We start from the raw sequence: 17780 nt of genomic DNA, 5'->3' as shown, positions 1-17780 counted from the left end.
TTCCGCCATTCAGATACAGTAATAGTAACTAAAAAAGGAGCAGAAGTCATTACAAAAGTTCCAAGAGACTTTGAGAGCTTAGTTGTGTGATCTCCTTTTATCTTTTACTTCTTTAGCGACAATAACTGTAGACGGGGACTATAAAGGTCATCTGATTCTACTATTTTCTCAGACCGTAATAAGAGAATTACATTATTATAAGAGAGTTTGTGCGTTTAACTGCTGTTTGCTTAAATCTTTTAATTAATCATTCTAGACTCCCCAATAGGAACTACGCAAAGGCTCTACGCCTTCAGTAAAAATGTTACCCTTTTGAGAAGGTTTACTTTCAAGAACTATGCTCTTCGAGGGTTAATTCCTTACCTTAGAAGAAGTTTTTTTGTCTCCGCCTTGCCAAGGTGATGTTCATCCCAAGCTGAGTTACCAGCTCACTACAATTCGAAATCGTGACCACTTAAGGTACATTTCTACTGATTACAAGCAAACTGCTGGTTTCTCCTTGTTGGAAAGGTACTGCTGTTTTTCTGACGTTTTTGAGTGTTCGCTGTGTACGTACGTGTGAGTTCAAATACGTATGACAAAATTTGAGTTTTTTAGATTTTATGGTTGAATGTTAGCATCATCGGTCTGAGTATTGAGAAGATTATTGAGGAAGCTTCTATATGAATTTACCTTGTTCACATTTTTAATAGTGAAATTTGGATAAAAATTTGTGATTTTTCAGTTTAAGTTTTAACCAACAATTACAAGACTTAGAGGATTAAAGCCAACTTTTAAGTCAACATTTTACGAGATATATGGACAAAAATTAACACGTTAAACTTTTAATTACCGGGATGCAAAAGTTAACGTTGCTACATACAAATTTAACATAAAGTAATAGTGGAAAACTGTGAGGCTGGTGAATGATGGAAGCAAATTAGTTCTGACACCAGCCGAAGAAAAAAGAAAAAGAGGTGGATGAAAATGGGATGGTTACCAGCATTGGGAGTTTTGATAGTCGTATTGGGATTAGCGCTAGGTTCCAAGTATAAAATCAACCCTCTACTTGCTGTGCTGGCCGGAGGTATTGTTTCAGGAATACTTGGGGGACTTAGTATAACGGAAATCCTCGAAACTATAGGAACCGCTTTTGTGAGTAGCAGGACAATGATACTATTTTTGATAATGTTGCCCGCTATAGGGATAGCTGAAAAACATGGCCTAATGGAACAAATGAAGTATATCATTTCAAAGCTTAAAGGAGCAACTCCTGGAAGAATTTCCTACGTCTATCAGTTAATAAGGGAAATTTCCGTCGCAACAGGTATGAGACTAGGAGGTCACGCAGCATTCGTTAAGCCAATTATTGCTCCAATGGCAGAGGCTGCTCTCTTACAAAAAATTAAGGATGCATCAGAAGAAAAGATAGATACTGTCAAGGCTATGACAGCTGCAGCTGAAAACTTTGGAAACTTTTTTGCTCAGAATATCTTCCCTGCTGCAGCAGGAATTCTCTTAATTCAAGGGGTTATGGAAGAACTAGGGTATTCTGTTCAACTCACTGATTTGGCAAGAGCGTCAATACCAATAGGAATAATAACTGCAATTTACGGATTCGTATACTTTATGATACTTGATAGGAAGGTTCTTGGGGGTGAAACCCAATGATAAAGGAATTACTAGCATCTAAAAGTACTTTGGAGTACTTCTATATACTCACAGGGATAATTCTCTGGTTTTATGCATATATGACATTAAAGGATGAGAAACATGAAGCAAGAATTGGGACGGCCATATTTTGGTTTGTATTAGGGCTGATCTTTGTAGGTGGAAAATGGCTCCCGCCTGTAGTTTCCGGTGCTTTGGTGGTTTTGATAGCATTGTTGGCAGGATTGGAGAAAATAGGAAAAGGAACTTACTTTAGTACTACTTTAGAATTCCAGCAGAAGAGACGTGAAGAATTAGGTAACAAACTATTGATTCCAATAGTATTAATCTCAGGTACTGCAATAGCGTTTGCTCTAGCTAAGTTACACCCCTTAGTTGGATTAGGCGTCGGAAGCGTTCTTGCACTAATTGCAACAAAGTTTTACGCTCCCAAGGATTCGTTTGCACACATCCTGGACTCTGGAAGGGAAACAAGTGATAGACTTGGATGGGCCTTAGTTTTGCCACCATATCTTGCTGCGTTAGGAGCCTTGTTTAATAAAGCAGGCGTTGGAGAAATTGTCTCTGAATTAGTAAAGGCAATATTCCCAGTTGGTACTCCACTTGGGGCAATAGTAGCCTATGCATTTGGAATGGCAATCTTTACAATAATTATGGGGAATGCCTTCGCAGCATTTGCAGTGATAACTTCAGGTATTGGTGTACCTTTGCTCATAAAAGCATATGGAGTAGATCCTGCTGTCGCTACAGCCCTCGCAATGACTGCGGGGTACTGTGGAACTCTAACAACTCCAATGGCGGCTAACTTCAACATAGTACCCGTAGCTTTACTGGACATCAAAGACAAGTATAAAGTTATTAAAGTTCAGATTCCAATGGCAATAGTCTTGTGGGTAACTCATATAATCTTAATGTATGTGTTGTTGTTCTGAGGAGGTGGTGGAAATTGGCCGAAGTCAAAGTGTTGGTAACGGGATTTGAGCCGTTTGGAGGAGACCCTATAAATCCAACAGAAAAAATTGCAAAAGAATTAGACGGGAAAGAAATAGGCAATGCAGAGGTTGTAGGGAGGATTCTCCCAGTAGTGTTTGGAAAAGCTCGCAAAGTACTAGAAGGCATATTAGATGAAGTAAAACCAGATATTGCAATCCATTTGGGGCTTGCCCCAACAAGAAGTGGAATCAACGTTGAAAGAATTGCAGTCAACCTTATGGATGCAAGAATCCCAGATAACGAAGGATTTCAGCCTCGTGATGAGCCCATAGTTCCTGACGGCCCAATAGCTTACTTTGCAACCCTTCCAATTCGTAAAATCGTTGAGAGACTAAACGAAAAGGGAATTCCTGCAGTTATCTCCAACAGTGCTGGATTATACCTCTGTAATTACGTTATGTACCTTAGCTTACACCACTCCGCTACTAAAGGATATCCCAAGATGAGTGGATTCATACATGTCCCGTATCTACCAGAACAAGTTACAAACAAATTCTATATCTTGGGCCAGAACATGCCGAGTATGTGCTTTGAAATGGAACTAGAAGCAATAAAAATTGCAATTGAGACAGGTGTTGAGGAATATCTGAAGAAGATTTGACATTTTGTCAAAATTTTTCTTTCTTTTTCTCATTACTTCCTAAATTTTTGAATTCTGAAAAACTATACTGTCGGACGACTACAGTAGTATTTCATGAAGCTATCAGCTATACATTTTGGGATTGTTTTTACTTTGATTCAAAGCTCACTGGAAAATTCTTTTAAAGCAAATTTATCTTAACTGCCCCCACAACAATAAGGCGATAAACCTTTAACCCTTTCCTCCAACTACACCCCATGCTAGTCATAGACACTGCAATATTTATCCAAGGGGTCGATGTGGAAGGGGTCACAAGTCCAAAAGTGCTTGAAGAGATTAAAGACCCGGAATCAAGGCTTTTTGTTGAGAGCCTAATAAGTGTTGGCAAAGTTAAGGTAATGGTTCCCTCAAAAGAGAGTATAGAAGCTGTTAAGGGAAAAGCCCTAGAAACTGGCGAGCTTGGAGAGCTAAGCGAAGCTGACATCGAGATACTTGCTTTGGCTTATGAGCTTAAAGCGGAGATATTTACCGATGACTACAACCTGCAAAACATTGCAACCCTTCTTGGTCTCAAGTTCAGAACCCTGAAGCGAGGGATAAAAAAGGTCATAAAATGGCGCTACGTTTGCATCGGCTGCGGAAGAAAGTTCGAAACTCAGCCTCCGGATAATATTTGCCCCGACTGTGGAAGCCGGGTTAGACTGCTCCCCAAAAAGAAGAGGAAAAGGCGTCAGCGCTCATAGGGCTCTTCATCAATCAGCTCAAGTTAATCATCATCCGCTATTTTATACTCCCCTTATTGCCTTTTAAGTTTCCCTCAAGGATTTTAATACCTATGCCGTTTAGCCCAAGACCAAAGGAAAAGAGAAAAACATGTATTGGCAGGGCTGTTAAAGAGCGTTTTACCCTCTAAGCGTTGCTATTAGTCTTTTTTCATTCAGCAGCAGATTTATGGCATCTTTAACGTCTTTAACTACCACATCGCTGGCCAGCAAAGCCTCAACACTAGCCCCTTCTTCCCCTACCACACAAATCGCCAGCTCTGCATTCTCAAGCATTCTAACGTCGTTGTTTCCGTTGCCGATTCCTATGTACGGCTCATACTCTAAAGCTTTCTCAAGCTTTTCGTTGCCGTCTTTAACCCTCTCCACCTTGAGGTCAATCCCTTTGAGCTCCTCCTCAAGCGTCCCAAAGGTGTTGGAGCTTAGAACCACGACCTCATATTTCTCGGTAAGCTTCTTCAGAAGCTCTTTCACATCCTCGCTTACCTTTCCATCAACTCCCAGCGTTCCGTTTAAGTCAAATATAACCGTCTTTGCAGTAATTCGCCCATAGTTTGGAATCTCCATATTTTCACCCTTCTTTAACTCCACGAAAAGACTTAAAACTCTGTCCCTCAAAGCTTGAATGGTGAAGGTGTTGAGAATAGCATGGGGGATCAGCGGAGCTGGACATTTCCTCGTCGAGAGCGTTGAGGTTCTTGAACGGCTGGGAAAGGTTCATAACATAAAGGTATTCCTCTCCGCGGCTGGGGAAGAAGTAGCCAGAATGTACGGAGTCCTAGAAAGAATAGGGGCTTTTCCCATTGTGCGTGAGTCCAAACAGGGGCATGCATTTCCTTCATGCGGCGCATTTAACTTGGGCAAGTTTGATGTTTTTGTTATCTCCCCCGCAACGTCAAATACCGTCGCAAAGATAAGGCTAGGAATAGCTGATTCCCTTCTTTCTTGCTGTGCTTCTCAGGCTTTGAAGAGCAAAATTCCCCTCATTCTTGTACCAACGGATTCCAAGCCCGTGGTTGAGACAAAAGCACCCAACGGAGAGGTCTTCAAAATTTACCCGCGCAAAGTTGATCTCGAGCATGTTGAAGCCCTTAAGGAAGAGGGAGTAATAGTTCTTGAGCACCCCTATGAAGTGGAGAAAGCTTTAGAGCGGTTTTTATGATGCATGCAGAAGGCAAGGAACTCACAACTTCCTCAAAATTTTAAGCACCATTTGAGTTTTATCAAAATTTAAAAATCTATGGGGTGAATTTACACCGGTGGTTGAAAGTGAAGATAATCCGCTTTGGTGTTTCGATGCCGGAAGACCTTCTAGAAAAGTTCGACAGCATAATAGAGGAAAAGGGATATGCCAATAGAAGCGAAGCTATTAGAGATTTGGTGAGAGATTTTATAGTGAGGCATGAGTGGGAAGAAGGAGATAAAGAAGTTGCAGGGACTATAACAATTGTTTACAATCACGACGAGGCTGATGTTGTGAAAGAACTTCTTGATATGCAGCATGATTACCTAAATGAGATTATCTCCAGCCTTCACGTGCACATGGACGAGCACAACTGCCTTGAAGTCATTGTTGTTAAAGGTAAAGCCAGCAAAATAAAGAAAATAGCTGAGAGGCTAATTAGCTTGAAGGGCGTAAAGCATGGAAAGCTCGTCATGACTACCACGGGTAAAGAGCTGGTATGAAAAAGCTTATAAATTTCCCTATTATCAACACCTTTGGGTATATGCCGGGGTAGCCTAGCTCGGTAGGGCGGCGGACTCGTAATCCGCAGGTCCCGGGTTCAAATCCCGGTCCCGGCTCCACAAACTTACTCTTCTTATAAACTCCAACTTTTCTCCAAGAATAAACCATGTGGGCAGAACCCAAGAGTTAACTCACCATTACCAAGCCCAGCCTACGATTCTCCCAGAGAGCAAATTTATGCGCAACTATCGCAACTATTATTAATAATTGTACCCTAATAACTAGTTAGGTGTTGCCTCGTGAGGAAATTAGTCACGTTTTTCCTACTCAGCCTCCTTCTGGGGGCTTTGGTAATTACGCCGAAGGAAGCAAAAGCAGAAGAATCACCGTACTGGGCCAAGGTCTATAGGGGACTTGAGGTTGATAGAGCTTATGCTGTTGGTATTGCTTCTAACGGTGACGTGATAGTAGTGGGTGTTACTAATTACCTTGGTGGTGTAGATATTTGGGTTCTTAGGCTTGATGAGAACGGGAATGTGAAATGGCAAAAAACATTTGGAGGAAGTGAGAGTAAAAATGATGAGGCATATACAATTGCAATCGCTGAGAATGGTGACATTATAGTGGCGGGTTTTACTGCAAGCTTCGGCGATGTTTGGGGTGACGTTTGGGTTCTTCGCTTGGATGAGAATGGTAACGTTAAGTGGCAAAAAACTTACGGTGGCGAATGGTCGGATGTGGCTTATGCAGTCGATATCGCTAATAATGGTGATATTATAGTAGCAGGTTGGACTGAAAGCTTTGGAGCCGGTGGGAAGGACGTTTGGGTTCTTAGGCTTGATAAGAACGGGAATGTGAAATGGCAGAAAACTTACGGCGGAAGTAGCTGGAATAGAGCTTATGCAATTGCTATCGCTCCTAATGGAGATATCATAGTAGCTACGCATTACCTGCTGAGGTTAGGTCCTGACGGAGAGCTCAAGTGGGCAATAGAGTTAGGCGGACCTAACACAGAACCAGATATTAAAGTTCTCCCCGAGAAGACAGGAATACTAGTAGGGGTATGGTATGATCTCATTGCTCGATTCAATGTTGATGAAGTGCCCAACTATTCAGGCTGGGAGGCGTGGAATGAAGTAAGCATTGGAGTCCACGAGAGTGACGCTGTAGTGCAAACAACTAACGCCATAGTAAAGACGTCAAATGCTGTAGTAAGCAATACAAATGCTGAAGTTCAAAACACAAACGCTGAAGTAGAAACACTATGGACTTACACCCCCTCTAGTGCGCTTAGGATATATGGTCATGACGTTAATATTCAAGAGAAGGTTAGTGAGGAGCAAGCCGAAGAAACAGTAGAGAATGAAACTGCTGTAGTTACTTACCAAGCAATCACAGAAGTTTATAACGTCACTGTCAAGGTTGACGGTGAAGAAAAACCCGGTTACTTAGTCAGACACAACGTTACCATAATCGACGTGGAAGGTGAGGTTGAAGCTTTTAGGACAGTATTCAACGTCAGCAAGGAGGTCGCTTACAGTGTTGATGATATGATCCTCCCGCCGGATGCTATAATAATCAACCCAGAACCGGTGATAGCCTTGGACATAAAAGATCCGAAAGAAGGGCAGACCGTTAACCAGACGATAATCGTCCTCACTGAAGCTCCAGAGAGCGAATTTATGCAGGGAGTTAAGATAGACCACGAAGTCATCACTAAAAGCAATAACTCTGAAAACTCTACTTGCGGCCCGATAGCTTTCCTCGGCTTCACACTAATTCCGGCGATTCTGAGAAGGAAAAAGTAAAATAACACTTCATTTTAATTCTTAGGGAGGTTTAGTCAGTGAAGCTTAAAGAAACTCTTGTTTCAATCATCATGCTTTTACTCTTAGTCCTTCAGGTCTACGATTTCACCTTAGATGTTCTTGATGCGTTTAATATTAGCTTGGAGCTCCCCTTTGTACTCGACAAACTCTCAATAATCGCCACATTCTTCCTTTCCATTTTCATCTTCCAAGAATTCCTCGAAATTGAATTCAAACTCCAGCCCTTAACCATTTATGCCCTCCTCTCAATATTCTTCTTTTCAAACGCCAATATAATGCTAAAATTCGTCCTCCCAGAGAGTTTTCTGGTTGCACATAGGGGAATATTCAACACGCTCCCTATCGTCCTCATATTCGTGATCCTCCCTATCATCTCGTATTACTTTGAAAGGAGCGTTAAAAAGACTCTTCTAATGCTTGTTTTATTCGCCATAGGCATAGTTTATCCAGTCGCCCAGCTTTACCCTCTCATAATGGATAAGTTCGTCACACTTGCCGCCACTATTTACGTAGTTTACTCAATAATCAAAAGCTCGTCCATAAGAGGAATTAACTTTAAGGAGCTCTTCCAAAGGGCTCTCGATTTTGATAACATCATTGCGGAAGAAATTCTAATAAAACCTGCAAGTAAGACCAACAAGCTACCATTCTACCTCCATGCGGTTCTACTCTTTTACATCCTCTCTGATTTTAGTTTGTATATTATTCCCTCCACACTTGGGCTGTGGGATTCTTCCGATTACCTGGCTCAGCTCGGACTGACACTTTCCAAGGTTTCCTTGCCCCTTGTGGGATACATATCCCTCACTGCGTATCTATACTTCATCCTTTATCCCTTTCTCTTGAGAGTCCTTCCAGAACAGCTAGACATCTCGAAGCCGACAATACTTGAAATCACTGCTATGGCTGTTTTCTTTTTCTTTCCATCGGTCATGCTCAGTCCTCTGGTTAGTTACAACGGGTACGGCGTAGTTATGGAGCCATGGGTGCCAGAGCGGGAGAGGTATATGGTAATGTTTGGGCTACTTTCTGTGTTACTTTTGTTCGTGTTAGTGGGTGTTTATGAGAAGAACTGAAGCAAGATCCTTTCCTCGATTCTCTCACTTGCTTCAGTATCATTTATGATCCCATATGTGCTCGTATACATCTACTCGCTGGCAGAAAGCATTTTCATCTGGTACAAAAACTCGGAATTCATTATTTTTGTCTTCATGCTTTTACTGTTTTTTGTCCTCTCTCTCATTGTGATATGCCATACGTGGTTTAAGGAGGCAGTTTCCGCTTCTCCGCCTTTTTTGGTTCAAGTTATCCTTCTCTATGTTGCACTGTCATTCTTGATATTATCGCCTTCAGTTTATTCTACATCATTTTTCCTGCTTTATCTAATCTTTTTTGTGGTTTTAAGTCTTGAGAAGGGGGAACTCCTAGCGAGACTGTTCCTAATGTTGTATCTCGTGACAGTTCTAGTGGTCAAGAGGTATGAGCTCGCTTCTGTTTTTATGGTTCTTGCCGTATATTTTGCTCTCAACTTTGCCCGGGAATTGAGGATTTATAAGCCGAGTAAGAGGTTGTTGTTGCTCTTTTTTGCCACTGTTGGAATTTTTGTAGTAATTGGGAACCTTTTGGGAGAGATTATACCTTTTGAGAAGAGTCTCGAAGGAGTGCTCTTACTTTTCCTATTCAGTAGTGCTGAGGAGGTTATAATGAAGGACGTCATTTACAAAAAGGGTGATGGTTCGGCTATGGCAAAACTCATCACTAGTGTCGTTTTCGCGCTTACTCACTTGTTAAACTTGAGTATATTCTTCACGTACTTGAGTATAGTCCCGTTTTATGCTGCATACCTCTTCCTGTATCAATTAATAACAATTTTCTTGTATGAGAAGTACCCATCCATTATAGCGTTCTCACTCTTGCACTTTTTGATAAACTTGGGGATTCTGTTTGTTTGAGTTGATACCTCAGGTAAGTGAAAACTGTGGTTAATTGAATCCCTCCCAAACTATAGTTTTTTGCCTCTTTCTTTAGCTTTTTTGAATCTAAGGTTAAACAAAAGTTTCAGGGGGGGATAGTGAGTTAACCAAAAGTTAAACTCATTCTGACAGTAACCCTTATTTTACACAATTGCGAATAAGACTACAGGTGGGGTTTTGTTGGTTAGAAAGAAGCGGATGAGCGTTAGCGGTGTTAAATTTGATGAGGAAAAGACTGAAACCTTTGAGATCCCCTCGGGACTCGTTAGGAGCTTAAAAGGCTATCTTGGTGAGAAAATTGCAGGAGCTTACTTGTGGGACAAAATAATCCCCGAGTTGAAGAAGCAATATGATTATGTCAGCTTGTTCTTTTCCAATCTAGCCCCTGTTCGTTTGACATCCATAGGGGGGAAGCCCCCAACTAACTTGGAAATTGCTTCGGGATTTTTTCGCGAAGTTTTTGGATTAGACTATGGTACAACTTGGGTGCCACCTACCGCCTTCAAAACGTTGTATGTCTTAAAAGAGCAACGGCGGGATTCTGACAGGTTTATGATCAGATTAAAACTGGAAAGAGATAACGCTCTAAATGAACGAGTTTTTATAATTAGGGTAGGGAATTGCAAGATACCCTCAAAGAGGTAGAAACATTCATATCTGGGATTCACTTCCTCCCCAAAACAGACATCGACAGGCTTGCAGAACTTTACAGAACATTATCTTTCCCAAACCACGCTGGGCGGGTTGGATATCGTCCTGACTATATAATACTGACTGCCAATGTTGTAGGAAAACAAAGACTCGAGGTCGTCTCTGAGGAACCAATTAAGAAAAACTTTGAGCTCCCAATCTTAAGGCTCGGGAAGATAGTACTTGTGGAAGTCAAGAGTGGAAAGACACGTCGGTTAACATTTACAGCCAACCAGAAAAAGTTCCTTAAGTCCCTTCCTGAAGGTATTCCAGCAGAATTCTTGCTTCTATTTGTAGAGATCGGAGACGTAGTCTCTTTGAAAGAGGTTAACGTGTCCGTGTACCGTGTTTCAGACATCTACAAGGCACAAGCCACTAAGCAGAGTAAGTTGCCTCTTAGTTAACTCATCTCTTCGTGTGTAGTGGTGGTTTTGCCTTTTTCTCTCTCCGAAAGTGGATAAGGAAATTATGTAAGAGCCGAGCACCTAGATACAATCTTTTTCCCATATCCACTAAGTGAGAGTTATGTTTAGGCTCTCGGCGTGTGATGAGAGTCTCGTTTTTCTTAAATGCCTCTGGAGAAAAGCTTAAATAGGACAAAAATTTTAATAACAAAAGGTGATCAAAATGCTCAAAGGCTACTACATAGTCGAGAACACTGGAGTCGTCCCTGCTGAAAGAAGGTTCAAGTTCAAGGACTTGAAGGCGTGGGGTTACGATCTGCACCTTGGAACGATAGACGGAAAAGAGGCCTATTTCGTCTCAAGGACTGGAACCCGGGAAGAGGGCGAGACCTACACCGAGAAGGGCAAAGAGTACCACATCAGTGAGAGCCAGCAGGAGATCCCAAAGAATGCGAGGCTCCTTGCAAGGATAGTTATCGAGCGCGGTCAGCCCTACATCGAGTTCTGGCTCGACACAGAGGAGGGTAACTACCCACTCGCCAAGGAAGACGCACGAGTGATCCTGCACCGCTTTTGGACTGTGAAGAAGTTCAACCAGCTTGAAAAGCACGTTGGAAGCGTAGGTTTAACTACAGACTTCCTCAAGGACAGAGTCTTTGTTAAAGGCATCCTCCTCCCCTTTGAGGAGTACTCACCAAAGGTCAGGCGCGTTCTCAGGGCCGTCAGGGACGTCCACCGCGATATGACCGGCGTTGGAAGGTTCGTCTTCCAGTACTATGGCGAGGAAGATAATGCACACAATTACCGCCTTTGGTGGCTCTTGCCGACTATACACCTCTTCGATGTCGAAATATCAAACGAAGTGGACAAGATACTGAGGATGCTTGACTGAGCCTTCAACTTTATTTCTGCCGCTTCTCAAGTATTTCGAGTATCTGCTACTCTTCTCGGATCCTCTTCGAGAGACCTGAAACATTCAAACCCTTGCCTTAATCTGGAACATCATGGAGAATTTCAGATAATGTAACTCGACTTGTATACTTACGCAGTAAAGGTAATCTTATTCATGGGTCGGCTGAGTTGACTAAAAGGCTGTTCACATTCGGATCATTTATTTAGACGCCCATCTTAACGTTTTATAATTATGAAATTATTCTGTGATAGTTTGACTCTCAGAGTTTAACCCAATTTTTTACTGTAGCTTATAGTTGTTAAAATTACTCTTTATTATGGTACTACTTATTACATTTTATTCTATAATGATAATTAAAAAATTAGGATGCAGAAAAATTACTTTAAATTAAAGTAAAAATTCGCAAAAATTACAAATATTCGGAGTAATAATTTTACTATTAAAAGACGCACAAATTATCGTTATTGAACAAGATTGTGCATCGAGAATTACACCTTCCAGCAACCTTTGAGTAATCACCAGCATTTAGGTCAACAGGACAATAACACGAGAGAAAGAGCAAGAGAAGATGCAAACCCCAATACCTCCCTAGCAGGAAATCTGTTAGAAAAAGAACACCTCTATCTCATATATGCATTGGACAATATGATAGCATTAATATTGTTGCTTGAGCCAAGATTAGTGGTCATCCCTTTTGGTGCTCCTTGATGGAGAAGTATACCCCTTCAAAATCCTAATTCCCCGTGTTGTAATGTCCCTTTTTTGTACAGGGAAATTAGATATAATGTAGATTATATCCCAATTATGTATAGTGGTAAAATCAACAAGTTTAAAAGGAACGGAAAATTATCATTCAAGGGGAACCCTATGGGAGGAGCGTATAATTTGGTCAGAAATAAAAGTCTATATCTGGAGCTTACTCCTTGGACAGAAGACGAAATTCTAAGGCCTTTCCGGTGGTATTATTCCAAAAGCCCCAAGATTGGAAGTTTGAACCCGCGAACCCTTGCTATCTTGCTAACACGAACTGAGACTGGAGCTGATACTTACACCATGGCATTATACCTAAGCCGCACTCTCAGAGCAAAGTTAGATAGTCTCCAAGCCATAGCCTCATGGAAGCATCAGATAAGCGCAGAATCTCTGATTGAAAATGTGAGAAAAACACCCAAACCGCTCACATCAGAGCACATTTTTGAGGCTATAAAGACTGGGATAGAGAAAGCTCTTATTAAGCTTGATGGGATTTCAATTAAAAACACAAAGTCAAAGGTGCCTCATTGGATAATAAAAACACACATTTCCAAGGCTCTCTCCAAGTATACTGTAAGCTTAGTGGAATGGACATCAGGCAACAAGAGATATGATCTTTATCTACCTCTAGAGGACATTAGGATCGAGGTAAAATATGCTTGGGGATACACTGTAAATTATTACGGGTATGCACAGAAAGGCCCGGATATATACGTCATCGTGGGTAAAAATGTATCATGGGACAAACTCAGAAGAATGGGTGAAACTAAAAATACGAAATATGTTTTATATCGGACGGATTACGGTAGATTATTTTCAAATATGGTGGATTTTGGGTGATTAAAATGGTAAGGGATGTTATTCCAAAATATCCTTCCTTAGTATCCCTTTCGAGGGAGATAATTGTGGCAAAACTCCATCAGGCAACTCTCAATCGAGATAATGCTAGACCATTTTTTAGAGAAAATCAGAAGACTGGTCGCCTAGAGCTGGTGATTCCAGTTAGTTGCCTCTCTTCATTGGAAAAATGTGTATTAGATGAGCTTAATTATCCAAAAAAGCCTGTGAGAATTGGACGTGGCTTCGTTAAGGCATTTGTAATAAACCCTCACCACATCAAAGATAATGATCTTAAGTTAGCCCAAGAGATCATTAATGTCTATAACAAACTCTTAGAAGAGAGCTGTATTGGGCCATGCCACAAATATGGGGTTAATAAACTCTAGTCAGGGGTCTAGAATCTACTTTTAATGGTATTTATCGATATTTATCTCTTATTTCCTTTAAATCTCCCCTTAGCTCTGTTTAAAATATTTATGGCTTTGAATAAATTTGAAGTGCTTGCTATCCAAAAATCTACTATGTACCTGCCACAACTTGTGGATCTCACCAGGAAATGGAGTAATCGACAACAAAGTAGTGACATTGCTTTTAATTATTACCACCGCCAATTGTAACGGAAAAAATTGGCAATGATGCCGGCTTATACAAGAACACTACCTCAATTTTTGTAGAACCGTGGATTGCAAAGAAAAACCTGTATGGCTTGCATCGTTGATTTGCACAACTTTATGTAGTAAAAAATTTGTGTTTTGTAACCATTATTAGTAGTAATATTAGTGTTTAGAGAATATGTAATTATTATTTATTTGTTACTATTGCCATAAAAGATTATGTCTATTATTGTATTTTATGTACTGCATAAAATTTCAAATGATGTAAATACAGATTATAGTAACAAATTCGAGTAAAAGTTGAGAGATAAATTGACACACAAGTCCGATAATATACTACTCAATGTAGTAAAACATTCCGGAGGATATTTATACCATGAAAGCATTACAAAAACTCTGAGGGAGAAAGATGGAGAATACTCAAATATTTGTGTGCCCCTTCTGTGGCTACAAAGCAAAAAGCCTTGAGGAGCTAAAACAGCATATTCTTGAGAGGCACACGCTAAATAGAGAAGACGTACGGGGAATTAGATTCATTCAAAAACATTAAAAGCAGTCCTTCGCTCTTATCCTTGGTGGTGTCCCATGTTCAAAATAGCTGAGAGGAAAATAAGGTGGCATAAAGACTTTGACAGCTCCCACTTCTTGGATTTACCCTATGAGAGTAAATGCCTCAGAATTCACGGGCATACGTATAATGTTGAAGTGGAGATATGGGGCGAGCTGAACGAAAACGGCATGATATTTGACTTTAACCACCTGGGGAACCTCGTAAAGCTTCTTGATCATAAAATCCTTGTCAGTGAAAAGTGGGTAACTAGCAGGGAAGGAAGCTATGTAGTTGTGGAAAAAAACGGCAAGCATCTAAAGCTTCCCCAAGATGAAGTTGTAATCCTTAACAAGCCAAATGTAACGGCGGAGTACATTGCAGAGTGGTTTGCAGAGAGAATAGCGGAAAAAGCCGGAAAAAACGTGAGAAAGATTAAAGTAAGGATCTGGGAGGACCCAAGGAGTTATGCCGAGATTACCCTCGAATGCTGAATGCACTTACCTAAAAAGTTAAATTGCACAAAACCCAATACCTTGAAAGGTGATATGATATGAGGTTTTCAAAGGGTAGAAGCTTTCTGTTCCGAATCCCAGAAGGGGAGGAGTTTTTGAGTGCTTTGAACGAGTTTGCAAAAAAGCACAACGTGTTAATTGGGACTGTCAGCGCAATTGGGACTCTGAGGAATCCAAAAATAGGGTATTTTGAAGAGGAAAAAGGACAATACAAAGTTATCGAACTCGAAGGCGCCTATGAGCTGGTGTCCGCCTTAGGAAACATAAGCATAAAAGACGATGAGCCCTTTGTCCACATCCATGTAAGTTTGGGCGATAGCGAAGGAAGGCTGTTTGGCGGCCATTTAGTTGAAGGAGAAGTCTTCGTTGCAGAAGTTTACATCCAAGAGCTCCTTGGTGAACCGCTGGTAAGAAAGCCGCAAGAAAACGGCTTAGCCCTATGGGACGCTGAAGAGGATTGAAATGGGAGCGAATCTTTTTATCTTTTTCAATTTGTATACTTGTTTCTTGTTTTAGGCAAAGTTTTAAGCAAAAATATTTAAAGGCTCGTGATGATATAAATATCATGATGAGATTGTTTAAAGTCAAATCTAAAGTTAGTAGGAAAGTCCAGGAATTGGGAGAAGGAACAAGCTATGTATCTCTCCTTGTGCTGGCAAAGGACGAAAAAGAAGCAGAAAACCTTGTGGAGAAATATTTCCAAGAAGAGGGTGCTAAAAAGGAAAATTTTGAGATTCTAAAGATAGAAGAGATAAAACCCAAGGAGGGAGAAGTCTTAGGCGTAATTGTCGGGTAGTGTTTTTAGTACTTCTTGTGCTAGGCTGGAACCAAACAACGTATGTATTGCGAAATTGCACACATTCTTTTTTAGAAAAGTATTTAGGAATTACACATAACTAGTTAAGGGTGGGAGAATGAAGCCAATTATTGGAATTGTGGCTTCCTTTGACTGGGAAACTGGAGCTCTCACAATAAACGACACTTATGTAAAAAGAATTAGAAAAGCCGGAGGAATTCCTGTTGCAATTCCGCCCCTCTTGGGGATAACTGATGTTATCGAAGCAATAGATGGACTCATAATCCCAGAAGGCCCTGATATACACCCAAGGTATTATGGAGACACACTCTCCGATAAAATTGAGTGGCTTGATATCCAGAGGGACGAATTTGAGCTTACCCTCATTAAAGCCGCTTTGGGAAAAGACCTACCAATGCTGGGGATAGGTAGAGGAGCACAGGCAATAAACGTTGCCCTTGGAGGAAGTTTGTATCAGGATGTAAGCGAAATTCCAAAGGCTATACGACATAATTGGCTTAAAAATGGGAAGTTTTTAGTCCATCCTGCCGCAAAAGTTCACGAGGTAAGGATAAAACTCGACTCGCTTCTCTTTGAGATACTCAAAGAAAACTTGAACGTTGAGTCCACGAGCGAAGTGTTTATAGGAGTTAACAGCTTCCATCATCAGGCGATTAAGAAGCTTGGAAACAATGTAAAGCCTGTAGCCTATGCAGAGGACGGCATAATAGAAGCAATTGAGGTAGAAGGGAAGTTTGCAATAGGTGTTCAATGGCTGGCTGAGTACCTTAATGAGATGGAACCTCTGTTCAAAGCTCTCGTTGATAAGGCTCTGGAATACAAAAAGAAAAAACTAGGCCTTTTAGATCAGGAGAAAAATTCAATTGACCTGCAAGTGGAGGAGCTATAACACTAGATGAGAACCATCGCAAGTTGGATAGGAGTAGTAGCCCTCCCTGCATGACCCGAAGGTTATGCCCTTTGATTCTATCTTCTTTCTTGCCTCTTCAAGGAGTTTGAGTCTTATGTCTTTAGGAAGGTAATAATAACCACCGATTCTTTCTCCTTTCCTGTAGAGAGGTGCGAGCTTTTTCATTAGTTCTGGGAACTTTGCCTCCATTCGCTTCCATGAATCTGGCCGGAGTTTTAGCGTAGATACTGTTATGTGCGACACGAAGCTTAACGCATCAAGGGTCTCGTCAAAGTCCTCCCACGTGTAAAATGGTATTATTGGGTCAATTCTAGCATAGACAGGAATACCTTCTTTCTTTGCTTTTTTTAGCGCTTTAATTCTTTCTTTTGGCGAGGGCGCATTTGGTTCGAGGAGGCTCGCTTTTTCGTTGTCTATGGTTGTAACGGTAACACCAACGGCACATTTTAGAGTTTTCAAAATGTCCAAGTCCCGCTCAAACAGGTTTGACTTCGTTAGAATCAAACAGGGGACATCGTATCTCTTGAAAAGCTCAAGCACCTTTCGGGTTATCCTTAGCTTCTCGTCTATCCTTGGGTAAGGGTCAGAAGAATAGGAAAGCGCCACTAAAAACTCCCCCTTAAGCTTTCGGAGTTCCCGTTCTAAGTTTGGAAGAAGGTTTTCTTTTATCCTCACTTTAAATGCATTGGGGATGTAAGAGGTTATGTAGCAGTAAACGCACGCATGATCACAGCCGGTGTAAACGTTGAGGGTATACTTAAACGGACAGGTGCAGAGCTTCGACTTCCAGGGATCAAAAGGTCTTATGTACATACACCGTAGGTTCACAAAACACATTTAAAACTTTCCTGCCATTGTAAGGTGGTGGTTTCTATGAAAGGAAAAGTTAGGTGGCTCGGAGATTCCAAGTTTGAAGCGCTTACAGAGGAAGGCGGAAAAATAATCTTCGGGGAGAATGGCATTTCACCGATGAAAACACTCCTCCTCAGCGTGGCTGGTTGTACTGCAATAGACGTCTTGATGATCCTTCAAAAAATGCGCGAGCCTATTGAAAACCTCGAAGTTGAAATAAGCGGGGAAAGGAGAGAGGAGCACCCAAGAATTTACACCAAAGTCCACATACACTACAGGATTTATGGAGATGTAAAAGAAGAAAAGGCAAAAAGGGCTATAGAGCTTAGCCAAGAGAAATATTGTTCAGTCGGGGCTCATTTGAAACTCAGCGGGACTGAAGTAACTTACTCCTACGAGATTATTAGGGAAAAAGTTTAAGTCCCTCTTTT

General features: G+C 41.1%; 21 protein-coding genes and 1 tRNA gene. 20 read left to right on the top strand and 2 right to left on the bottom strand.

The annotated features are described in order from the left end of the window. The first annotated feature begins 966 nt into the window (after positions 1–966). The 4 genes from NF865_RS09345 to NF865_RS09330 all read left to right on the top strand — a co-directional run bounded on the left by NF865_RS09345 (position 967) and on the right by NF865_RS09330 (position 3966). Complete coding sequence (locus NF865_RS09345) at positions 967–1650, top strand: DUF969 domain-containing protein (RefSeq protein WP_253304447.1); 684 nt, start codon at positions 967–969, stop codon at positions 1648–1650. Next, positions 1647–2582 (top strand): DUF979 domain-containing protein, encoded by a 936-nt coding sequence (locus NF865_RS09340; protein WP_253304446.1) that lies wholly within the window; start codon positions 1647–1649, stop codon positions 2580–2582. The genes NF865_RS09345 and NF865_RS09340 overlap by 4 nt, the downstream gene beginning before the upstream one ends. 14 nt (positions 2583–2596) lie before the next feature. Continuing rightward, entirely contained in the window at positions 2597–3244 is a 648-nt protein-coding gene (locus tag NF865_RS09335) for a pyroglutamyl-peptidase I (RefSeq protein ID WP_253304445.1), read from the top strand. A 236-nt stretch (positions 3245–3480) separates the two neighbouring features. Beyond that, complete coding sequence (locus tag NF865_RS09330) at positions 3481–3966, top strand: type II toxin-antitoxin system VapC family toxin (protein WP_253304444.1); 486 nt, start codon at positions 3481–3483, stop codon at positions 3964–3966. A 159-nt stretch (positions 3967–4125) separates the two neighbouring features. Here NF865_RS09330 and NF865_RS09325 read toward each other — a convergent pair whose 3' ends face one another. After that, entirely contained in the window at positions 4126–4572 is a 447-nt protein-coding gene (locus tag NF865_RS09325) for an HAD family hydrolase (protein WP_253304443.1), read from the bottom strand. A gap of 58 nt (positions 4573–4630) precedes the next feature. On the opposite strand from NF865_RS09325, the gene NF865_RS09320 reads away from it, so the two are divergent. From NF865_RS09320 to NF865_RS09250, 15 genes are all read left to right on the top strand, one after another. Continuing rightward, positions 4631–5167, top strand: a complete 537-nt coding sequence (locus tag NF865_RS09320; protein WP_253304442.1) for a flavoprotein — start codon at positions 4631–4633, stop codon at positions 5165–5167. Between the two features lie 107 nt (positions 5168–5274). Beyond that, complete coding sequence (nikR, locus tag NF865_RS09315) at positions 5275–5691, top strand: nickel-responsive transcriptional regulator NikR (RefSeq protein WP_253304441.1); 417 nt, start codon at positions 5275–5277, stop codon at positions 5689–5691. A 43-nt stretch (positions 5692–5734) separates the two neighbouring features. After that, a tRNA-Thr gene (locus NF865_RS09310) sits at positions 5735–5811 on the top strand. 180 nt (positions 5812–5991) lie between these two features. Beyond that, a complete protein-coding gene (locus NF865_RS09305) occupies positions 5992–7500 on the top strand; it encodes a hypothetical protein (RefSeq protein ID WP_253304440.1) in 1509 nt (502 codons plus the stop codon). Positions 7501–7538: 38 nt separating this feature from the next. Continuing rightward, positions 7539–8597 (top strand): hypothetical protein, encoded by a 1059-nt coding sequence (locus tag NF865_RS09300; RefSeq protein ID WP_253304439.1) that lies wholly within the window; start codon positions 7539–7541, stop codon positions 8595–8597. Positions 8598–8642: 45 nt separating this feature from the next. Next, positions 8643–9473 (top strand): CPBP family glutamic-type intramembrane protease, encoded by an 831-nt coding sequence (locus NF865_RS09295; RefSeq protein ID WP_253304438.1) that lies wholly within the window; start codon positions 8643–8645, stop codon positions 9471–9473. A gap of 201 nt (positions 9474–9674) precedes the next feature. Then, entirely contained in the window at positions 9675–10139 is a 465-nt protein-coding gene (locus NF865_RS09290; protein WP_253304437.1) for a hypothetical protein, read from the top strand. Beyond that, on the top strand, positions 10115–10588 hold the full coding sequence (locus tag NF865_RS09285) for a hypothetical protein (RefSeq protein ID WP_253304436.1): 474 nt from the start codon (positions 10115–10117) through the stop codon (positions 10586–10588). Before NF865_RS09290 ends, NF865_RS09285 begins: the two co-directional genes overlap by 25 nt. Before the next feature lie 223 nt (positions 10589–10811). Continuing rightward, positions 10812–11480 carry a TIGR00703 family protein gene (locus NF865_RS09280; RefSeq protein ID WP_253305656.1) on the top strand — a complete coding sequence of 223 codons (669 nt, stop codon included), beginning with the start codon at positions 10812–10814 and terminating at the stop codon, positions 11478–11480. 783 nt (positions 11481–12263) lie between these two features. After that, complete coding sequence (locus NF865_RS09275; protein ID WP_253304435.1) at positions 12264–13094, top strand: hypothetical protein; 831 nt, start codon at positions 12264–12266, stop codon at positions 13092–13094. A 5-nt stretch (positions 13095–13099) separates the two neighbouring features. Continuing rightward, positions 13100–13480, top strand: coding sequence for a hypothetical protein (locus tag NF865_RS09270; RefSeq protein WP_253304434.1), 381 nt, complete (start codon positions 13100–13102; stop codon positions 13478–13480). A gap of 813 nt (positions 13481–14293) precedes the next feature. Next, positions 14294–14749 (top strand): 6-carboxytetrahydropterin synthase, encoded by a 456-nt coding sequence (locus NF865_RS09265; protein WP_253304433.1) that lies wholly within the window; start codon positions 14294–14296, stop codon positions 14747–14749. Positions 14750–14808: 59 nt separating this feature from the next. Continuing rightward, complete coding sequence (locus tag NF865_RS09260; RefSeq protein ID WP_253304432.1) at positions 14809–15231, top strand: PPC domain-containing DNA-binding protein; 423 nt, start codon at positions 14809–14811, stop codon at positions 15229–15231. Between the two features lie 104 nt (positions 15232–15335). Continuing rightward, positions 15336–15566, top strand: a complete 231-nt coding sequence (locus NF865_RS09255) for a hypothetical protein (protein WP_253304431.1) — start codon at positions 15336–15338, stop codon at positions 15564–15566. Positions 15567–15684: 118 nt separating this feature from the next. Beyond that, on the top strand, positions 15685–16476 hold the full coding sequence (locus NF865_RS09250; protein WP_253304430.1) for a gamma-glutamyl-gamma-aminobutyrate hydrolase family protein: 792 nt from the start codon (positions 15685–15687) through the stop codon (positions 16474–16476). On the opposite strand, the gene NF865_RS09245 is transcribed toward NF865_RS09250, so the two are convergent. Then, positions 16471–17310: an SPL family radical SAM protein gene (locus NF865_RS09245; RefSeq protein ID WP_253304429.1), complete on the bottom strand. Its 840-nt coding sequence runs from the start codon at positions 17308–17310 to the stop codon at positions 16471–16473. The two genes, NF865_RS09250 and NF865_RS09245, sit on opposite strands and share 6 nt — an antisense overlap. Positions 17311–17370: 60 nt before the next feature. Here NF865_RS09245 and NF865_RS09240 point away from each other — a divergent pair, with 60 nt between their 5' ends. After that, the gene (locus NF865_RS09240; protein ID WP_253305655.1) at positions 17371–17769 is read left to right on the top strand and encodes an OsmC family protein; all 399 of its coding nucleotides are present in this window, start codon (positions 17371–17373) and stop codon (positions 17767–17769) included. Positions 17770–17780 lie beyond the last annotated feature (11 nt).

Origin of the sequence: Thermococcus aggregans (assembly GCF_024022995.1) — an archaeon.
GTDB lineage: Archaea > Methanobacteriota_B > Thermococci > Thermococcales > Thermococcaceae > Thermococcus_A > Thermococcus_A aggregans.
The sequence above is the reverse complement of the archived record's forward strand: the minus strand, read 5'-3'. Positions and strand labels throughout refer to the sequence as shown.

Coding starts and splice junctions, on each gene's coding strand:
- NF865_RS09295 (WP_253304438.1), top strand. CDS start 8,643: ATGATCCCATATGTGCTCGTATACATCTACTCGCTGGCAGAAAGCATT.
- NF865_RS09265 (WP_253304433.1), top strand. CDS start 14,294: ATGTTCAAAATAGCTGAGAGGAAAATAAGGTGGCATAAAGACTTTGAC.
- NF865_RS09330 (WP_253304444.1), top strand. CDS start 3,481: ATGCTAGTCATAGACACTGCAATATTTATCCAAGGGGTCGATGTGGAA.
- NF865_RS09340 (WP_253304446.1), top strand. CDS start 1,647: ATGATAAAGGAATTACTAGCATCTAAAAGTACTTTGGAGTACTTCTAT.
- NF865_RS09255 (WP_253304431.1), top strand. CDS start 15,336: ATGATGAGATTGTTTAAAGTCAAATCTAAAGTTAGTAGGAAAGTCCAG.
- NF865_RS09280 (WP_253305656.1), top strand. CDS start 10,812: ATGCTCAAAGGCTACTACATAGTCGAGAACACTGGAGTCGTCCCTGCT.
- NF865_RS09320 (WP_253304442.1), top strand. CDS start 4,631: ATGGTGAAGGTGTTGAGAATAGCATGGGGGATCAGCGGAGCTGGACAT.
- NF865_RS09240 (WP_253305655.1), top strand. CDS start 17,371: ATGAAAGGAAAAGTTAGGTGGCTCGGAGATTCCAAGTTTGAAGCGCTT.
- NF865_RS09245 (WP_253304429.1), bottom strand. CDS start 17,310: ATGTACATAAGACCTTTTGATCCCTGGAAGTCGAAGCTCTGCACCTGT.
- NF865_RS09325 (WP_253304443.1), bottom strand. CDS start 4,572: ATGGAGATTCCAAACTATGGGCGAATTACTGCAAAGACGGTTATATTT.
- NF865_RS09270 (WP_253304434.1), top strand. CDS start 13,100: ATGGTAAGGGATGTTATTCCAAAATATCCTTCCTTAGTATCCCTTTCG.
- NF865_RS09345 (WP_253304447.1), top strand. CDS start 967: ATGGGATGGTTACCAGCATTGGGAGTTTTGATAGTCGTATTGGGATTA.
- NF865_RS09260 (WP_253304432.1), top strand. CDS start 14,809: ATGAGGTTTTCAAAGGGTAGAAGCTTTCTGTTCCGAATCCCAGAAGGG.
- NF865_RS09250 (WP_253304430.1), top strand. CDS start 15,685: ATGAAGCCAATTATTGGAATTGTGGCTTCCTTTGACTGGGAAACTGGA.